This is a genomic window from Streptomyces sp. DH12 (genome assembly GCF_020873895.1).
GTDB lineage: Bacteria > Actinomycetota > Actinomycetes > Streptomycetales > Streptomycetaceae > Streptomyces.
Genome location: NZ_JAHWGT010001460.1, coordinates 1 through 409, shown reverse-complemented (window position 1 = coordinate 409; position 409 = coordinate 1). Strand labels below are relative to the sequence as shown.

General features: G+C 69.9%; 1 protein-coding gene. It reads right to left on the bottom strand.

Annotated elements, in window-relative coordinates:
* Positions 1-409, bottom strand: a 409-nt coding sequence (locus tag LPA54_RS40570) for a hypothetical protein (protein WP_228985443.1), incomplete at both ends; no start/stop codon positions are given.

Below are 409 nucleotides of genomic sequence, written 5' to 3'. Positions count from 1 at the left end.
ATGCCCCGGCGCCGGAGTACCGAATGAGGACCGGGGACTTGCGCCGCTGCCGGCGGATGCCGTCATGTACCTCGACCTCGGCGTCGTAGACCAGGACGGTGTAGTTCGTCAGGGACGCGGGGTCGCTGAGGACCGTGCCCCGAATGAGCTCGCTCTCGCCAGTACGCAGGGCGAGGTCGGTCAGTTCGGCGAACGGCTCCTCGGTAGGCCCAAGCACAACGACGTCATCCAGCCCCTGAGAGCCGTCGTGGATCGCCTGCCGAACAGAGGCGCCGTCAGCAGCAACGAGCGCCTCGTGCTCACCGCCGAGTGTGGGCGGCAGCAGGCGCGCCGAGGTGACACGGCGGATGCCCTTGGCCGGCCCCGGGCCGAGGCGCCACTGCTCGGCACGGGCGAGTTGGTCGACGAA